4 protein-coding genes and 3 pseudogenes are annotated in these 5,520 nt (G+C 59.5%); 2 read left to right on the top strand and 5 right to left on the bottom strand.

Translation table 11 applies throughout. From position 1 onward, the window contains the following. From EN993_RS30155 to EN993_RS38075, 3 genes and pseudogenes are all read right to left on the bottom strand, one after another. On the bottom strand, positions 1-400 hold a 400-nt coding region (locus EN993_RS30155; RefSeq protein WP_164747207.1), incomplete at its 3' end, for a hypothetical protein. Between the two features lie 192 nt (positions 401-592). Beyond that, a pseudogene (locus EN993_RS30160) lies at positions 593-906 on the bottom strand (ATP-binding protein); the annotation flags it as partial. Between the two features lie 10 nt (positions 907-916). Continuing rightward, positions 917-1,450: pseudogene (locus EN993_RS38075) on the bottom strand (IS21 family transposase); the annotation flags it as partial. Positions 1,451-1,966: 516 nt separating this feature from the next. On the opposite strand from EN993_RS38075, the gene EN993_RS30170 reads away from it, so the two are divergent. Continuing rightward, entirely contained in the window at positions 1,967-2,326 is a 360-nt protein-coding gene (locus EN993_RS30170; RefSeq protein ID WP_126066776.1) for a hypothetical protein, read from the top strand. A gap of 569 nt (positions 2,327-2,895) precedes the next feature. On the opposite strand, the gene EN993_RS30175 is transcribed toward EN993_RS30170, so the two are convergent. Then, entirely contained in the window at positions 2,896-4,212 is a 1,317-nt protein-coding gene (locus tag EN993_RS30175; protein WP_063169281.1) for a HipA domain-containing protein, read from the bottom strand. Continuing rightward, positions 4,202-4,540 (bottom strand): helix-turn-helix transcriptional regulator, encoded by a 339-nt coding sequence (locus EN993_RS30180; protein WP_063169282.1) that lies wholly within the window; start codon positions 4,538-4,540, stop codon positions 4,202-4,204. Before EN993_RS30180 ends, EN993_RS30175 begins: the two co-directional genes overlap by 11 nt. Before the next feature lie 751 nt (positions 4,541-5,291). On the opposite strand from EN993_RS30180, the pseudogene EN993_RS30190 reads away from it, so the two are divergent. Continuing rightward, positions 5,292-5,520, top strand: a pseudogene (locus EN993_RS30190) (aldehyde dehydrogenase family protein); the annotation flags it as partial.

Genomic DNA, 5,520 nt, shown 5'->3' on the forward strand with positions numbered 1-5,520 from the left:
GCTTGGCATCCGCGTAGTCGCTGCTCCCCTCATTCCCATCGGACGCATTCATCGCCATATCGCGCGGGTCCAGATAGCCTTCGAATGCGGATTCTGCAAAAGGACCTGCCAGACACGCAACTATCTCCCGGATCGCATCATCGCGTTCCAAACATCGATCCATATCGTCCTCGAAAATCGGCTTTCGCTTCGAGGTGAATCCTTGCGCTGAATAAAAACCCGCGCCTTCGACAACACCACCGCACTCTCCGTCACCGACGTCGGGGTAAATACTAACACTTGAGAAAGCAGGGAGTTCACGGTCGTCGTCGAACGTCTGACGGTGCAAAACGATGGCGGCCACCGCGTGCCCGGCTTCGTGATGCGCCACAAGCGGCAGATATTGGGAGGCTACATTCATGCGGTGCGGCTCTCAGGTCTAGTTTGCTTTTGCGCATAGGACCGCAATTGTCGTGCCAACTGGGAAAATCGTTTCGGGCAATGCGATCGCTCCGATAGCGTTGCGTCTCCTGTCTGACATTGTTGGGAAGTCGACACGCGCCCGTCGCAATGCGGTCGACCTTCCGCGCGAGTTGGGTGACCCGTGAAGGCGGCCGACCAGGACGATGTTGCGCTGATCGGCGACGAAGGCGCGGCCGGGCGAGATCGCGCATCAGGGGGTGACCGGCGTGTCGGCGAAGTCGAAGTCGTCGATGTCCTTGGCCAGCGGCAACTTGGCGACAGCGAACTGGTATTTGATGGAGCGGGCCTGCTTCTCCGATATCTCGGCCTGCAAGAGATCACCGACAATCCTGGGCGGCTCGTGCCGTCGCTTGATGGCGACGCGCCCATGATCTCGTCATAGGCTCTGCGCATTCCGTAGAGCTTCAGCGCTCCCATCAGTTCCAGTACCTCGGTGCGTTCCATGGCTGTTTGTCCTCCTGAGACTGTCATAGCGGGTGCAGTCGGCGACCGCTCGTGAGCTAGCTTCAGCGCTTGGGGAATGGAAAGGATCGTGCCCGGCGCCGGATCGCGGCTGCGGGCCAGGATGTTGAGGATCACCGGCGCCGACGATGCACCGTGCTCGATGGCTTCCTGACAGGCGGCCTCGACCGCGCTCAATCCGTCGGTCAGCACCCAGGTGAGGATCAACACCATCTGCCGGTCGACGTCATCAACCGCCTTGAGCTGCGCCGCACCTTCTCCATTGCCGACCGCACGACCCAGCCAAGGAACGGCGCGCGCCGTGTGCCAGGGATCGTAGGCGACCTCGTTGCGGCCAAAGGAGCGAACGTGTTCTCCCACGACCACGCCATCCTCTGGCGGATGCGATCCGATCGACATAAGCATGGATCTCGATGGGCCGACCGACGGCACTCGACAGCACCGAGTATTTGTTGTTGTCGAAGCGCACCGTGCAGGTCTTCGACACCGACGGGGGAATGCAATGGAAGCCGTCGAAGCGACCGGCAGCCGCTCCCGCTGCGGCTTGGCCGCATTCGCCGACAGCAGCCGGTCCCGCGTCTCACGCCGAGCTCCCATGCGGGGATAGGGCTGGTGCTTGCGCTCGTAGCGGAACTGCGTCTCCTCAGAACGCAGGACCTTGCGCACCACCTTGCGCGAGATCTTCAGCTCACGGCAGATCGCTTTGATCGACTTCCCCTGGACCAGCGACAGCCGACGTATCTTTGCAATCGTCTCTAAAACCAACATCCAAAACACAAATGCCTCCGATCAAGCCGGAGGCATCTTGATGACCCCATCGTTAAGGGGTCCCGTTTGGACGAAAATCACCCTTTAAACAGGGTCCCCATTCCACGAAAAATCAATGCACTACCTTCCAAAGCTGCGAGAGATCGCCACCGACCGCTTTGAAGGGGCTTTCGGCGGTCTCGTCAGCGAGGTTGTGGCATGAAGAAACATCAATCCACAGCATTGGGCCGAAGCATGCCACGGGCTCATGCCGCGGGAGAGCGGGAAGATATTCTTGAAAGAAGAAGCGGTCTCCGACATCAATACCGACAGGATGGGCAGCTTTCTCACATCACTTGAGGTCGAGCGTGGCAGTTGCGACCCGCAATGCAAGGCTGGCGGCGATGCATGCCTTTGCGCGGTTCCTGATTTCGGAGCACCCCGAATATTAGGATACGCTGCAACTGGTGGTGACACTTCCCTTCAAGAGGGCGCGTGGGTGGCACCTGTCGAATATCTCGATGAGCCCGGAAATCAAGAGCGTCCTGGCGCGTATCGTCCGCCGCACGCCTTCTGGACAGCGGGATTACGCTCTGTTTTCGCTGATGTTCAATACGGATGCACGAGTTCAGGGATCCTGAATCTTCGATTGTGACCTTCGTCTGGTATCGCCCTGTCCCGCCGAGCAAAGCAACGACCGCCCCACACTGCTCACCCGGTTCGGTGTTCCATACTTGCTGCGCACACATGGCTGCGGGCGAAGGAACCACCATGGCGGAAAAAAGCATCCATCATCGCCCTTTGCGGGACACGACGGCCATCCACCTCGTCAAGGCGGGTGTTGACATCGCCACCATCAGTCGATGGCCAGGCCACTCGGGCTGAACTAACGATGCGCTACGCCCAGGCCGGTATCGATATGAAGCGGCAAGCGCTCGAACAAGGCTTCCCCGACGTGATGTCATCGGCAAAAGATCAGACGATCATCGCTTTGATGGCTGGATGTTTGGCTGGCTGCACCGCTTGTAGACGCTCAGTTATGTGGAGTTGTATCGCGGGAAGTCGCGCGTCTTGGGCTTTTGCGGTGTCAGCTCCACATCTCTCCGCAGTGCACGTTGTCACTGTTGAAGAGCCGTTTGTTCAATCTTCGTCCTGGCACGGCAAGGGTTGTCGATATTGTGGGCGTCTTGCGCTTGCCGAGCTTGTCCGAAATCCAGCGCCGGATCAGGCGTGAACACTGTTGCGTAGTTCGTCAGCCAGAGCGCGGAGAACGTCGGCGCTTCCTTCCAGCGCCGTAAAAGCGTAGGGATTGAGGAACTGTCGGCCCCAGAACAGATTGCGATCTGTGCCGGATAGCGTAGCTTCCTCGCTGACACGCGGCCAATTCTCCGCAATGCATCGGAGCTGGCCTTCAACAATCGCAAGAGCTTCCGGCGCGCTGAGCAGGAAGTGATGCGCCGCTTCAAGGCAGGACGCTATCCGGCTCATGCGGTTATTGCCGCTGATGAGCATGGCCTGGCTGGCCTCCTGGCCACTGCGGGCCTGCGGACAAATATCGTACGCAGGCGTGAGGGTGAGCTTAGCGCCGTCCCAGAATGCCGCATGGTTGCGGGCATGATCGTCGGTGTTGCCGCAAAGTATGTTGAAGACAATGCGGCTGAACAACTCGCGCAGAGTTTCCGACGGCGCGGTGAATCGGTGGCGAATGATCTCCGCCAAATCCTGGTAGCTGGCGTAACGCGCCATCATCTCATCGAGCGCGAGCATCGTCAGCGCTGAGACCATGGATTTGCGTTGCCAGCCGCCCGTGACCTTGATCCGGTCGAATCGCTCGACGAGCAACACGTCGTTGCCTGCGGCGCGAACGAGCGAGACGGATGCCGCTCTGATGCCGCACAAGGCGGCAAGCCGCATGGCTATGAATTCTCCTTTGACGACGCTGTAAAGGTCGGCAGACGAGGAAAATTTCGCGACATGCTTGACGGCGTCACCCTCGATCAGCGCCTTTGGCCTTGCGCCGCCGATCGAGCTGCCGTGATGCAGCGCCTGATCTAATTCGGGGGTGAGCGGAATACCTTTCTCTACCCGCTCCGCCGATTGGACAAGCTCTTCGAGAGTGGCATTGGCCAGTGCGCGCGGCTCGTAATGCATTGGCGAAAACTGAAAATCGAGCGCGCCGATGCGGTCCGAGCCTGATTCCAGCAAGAACGTCAGTTCTGAAATATCGAGCCGCGCGATTTCATCGCCCTTCACACCGAATTTGCGGTTTAGGATAACCCGTCGTCCCCAGGCATCAGGGGCAGCATCGCGGATGCATCCCGGCATGGTTAGGCCAGGAAGCAAAGGCAATTCGCCTGCCTTCAGGGGCAGTTCCGGGAGATAAAGCGGGATCGCGCTTCCCAGTTCACGAAAGCTCCTGCCATAGTTGAAGCTGACGAGTCCGTCATGGGCATATAGCCGCCCGGCGACAACCGGCGCGGTCTCGCCCGGCAGCCAGACCCAGACATAGGCTTCGTCGTACTTGGGGACCTTAGAACTCATCGACGATCTGCTTGCCGGCCTTGTAGACGTGCTTCGGCAGCAGCGCGATGCGATCGTCCATGCGGCCTGTGAGGGCTGTGATGCCATTGCCGTCGGCATCGAACAGCTTCACACCGACAATGGCAGCAGCTTCGAACATCAGTCCGATTTCGACTTTGGGATCGCCCTTCTCGATGCGCTGCAGGGTGCTGCGTGAAACACCGATTCTCTCGGCTAACTCCTGTGCGGTTAACCGGTGCTGCATCCGGCCAAGCCGGATGGTCTTACCGAAAAGGCCAAGCGCTTCCATCGCGTAGCGCGAATAGGTGCGTTTATACGTTGCCTTCATTCGGGTCTCTGTGACCTATGCATGATCCATATCGCCTTCTTTCGAACTTTATATAGGTAATGTCACAGAGCGACTGCCAAAGTCAAGACTCCGTATCGCAAGCGTTACCCATCCGAACGAGGAAGGCGGATATTGCCGACGGCTCCTGCACAACCGGCCAGCTCTGCGCGTCTCGGGCGAGGCGGAGATCTGGCGCTGGATCGCGGACAGCCTTGAGACGCCTCGCATGAGTCATTCATGGGCGGTCCCTGGTGCGGGGCCGCGGCGCTCGACTGCTGGCCGACATTCTCGGCGGCGGGACCCGCATCCGGCTACACCAGCACTTTTCGACCGCATACGCGCCCAGCTTCTCTCCGAAATCATTGCCAATGAGCGCGAACCTCATGCGATCGCCGAGCTGGCCTGGCGGCGCGGAATCTACGCACGCATCCGTATTCGAGACCGCCCAAGGGAGGCTGACTAGCGTAACGCCCTCCGATCTAAGCGCCTTCCACAAAGCCGCTTTCGCACGCGACGGGCTGCATGTGGCGGTCGTAGGCGACATAGATGCCAAGCCCTGAGAGTAAGGCTCTACCAGCTGTTCGGCGATTTGCCTCAGAAACTGGCGCTTGCCGGCGCGAACCAGTGGTATCGCGAGGGCGAGCACGCCGAGCGCTTTTCCTCCGCCCTCCACTGACCACAGACCCGCACGCAACGAAGCCGCGCTCGATCTTATCGTGGCGTGGCTAGGTGCAATGTTTGCTCTCGCCATCAGGCCGGCTTTCCCGATGGCGTGGTCAACCTGATCTATGCGTCCGAAGGTGATCGCGTGGGCCGTGAACTCTGCACCAATTCCAAAGATCAGCTTTACCGGTTCGAACGAGGTCGGACGGCTGCTGATGCGTCAGTGCTCTGACCAGATCAAGAAGGTCAGCCTTGAAACCGGCGGCAATGCACCTTTCATCATCTTCGATGATGCCGACATTGACGGTGCTGTTGCT

Source organism: Mesorhizobium sp. M7D.F.Ca.US.004.01.2.1, from assembly GCF_003997785.1.
Lineage (GTDB): Bacteria > Pseudomonadota > Alphaproteobacteria > Rhizobiales > Rhizobiaceae > Mesorhizobium > Mesorhizobium loti.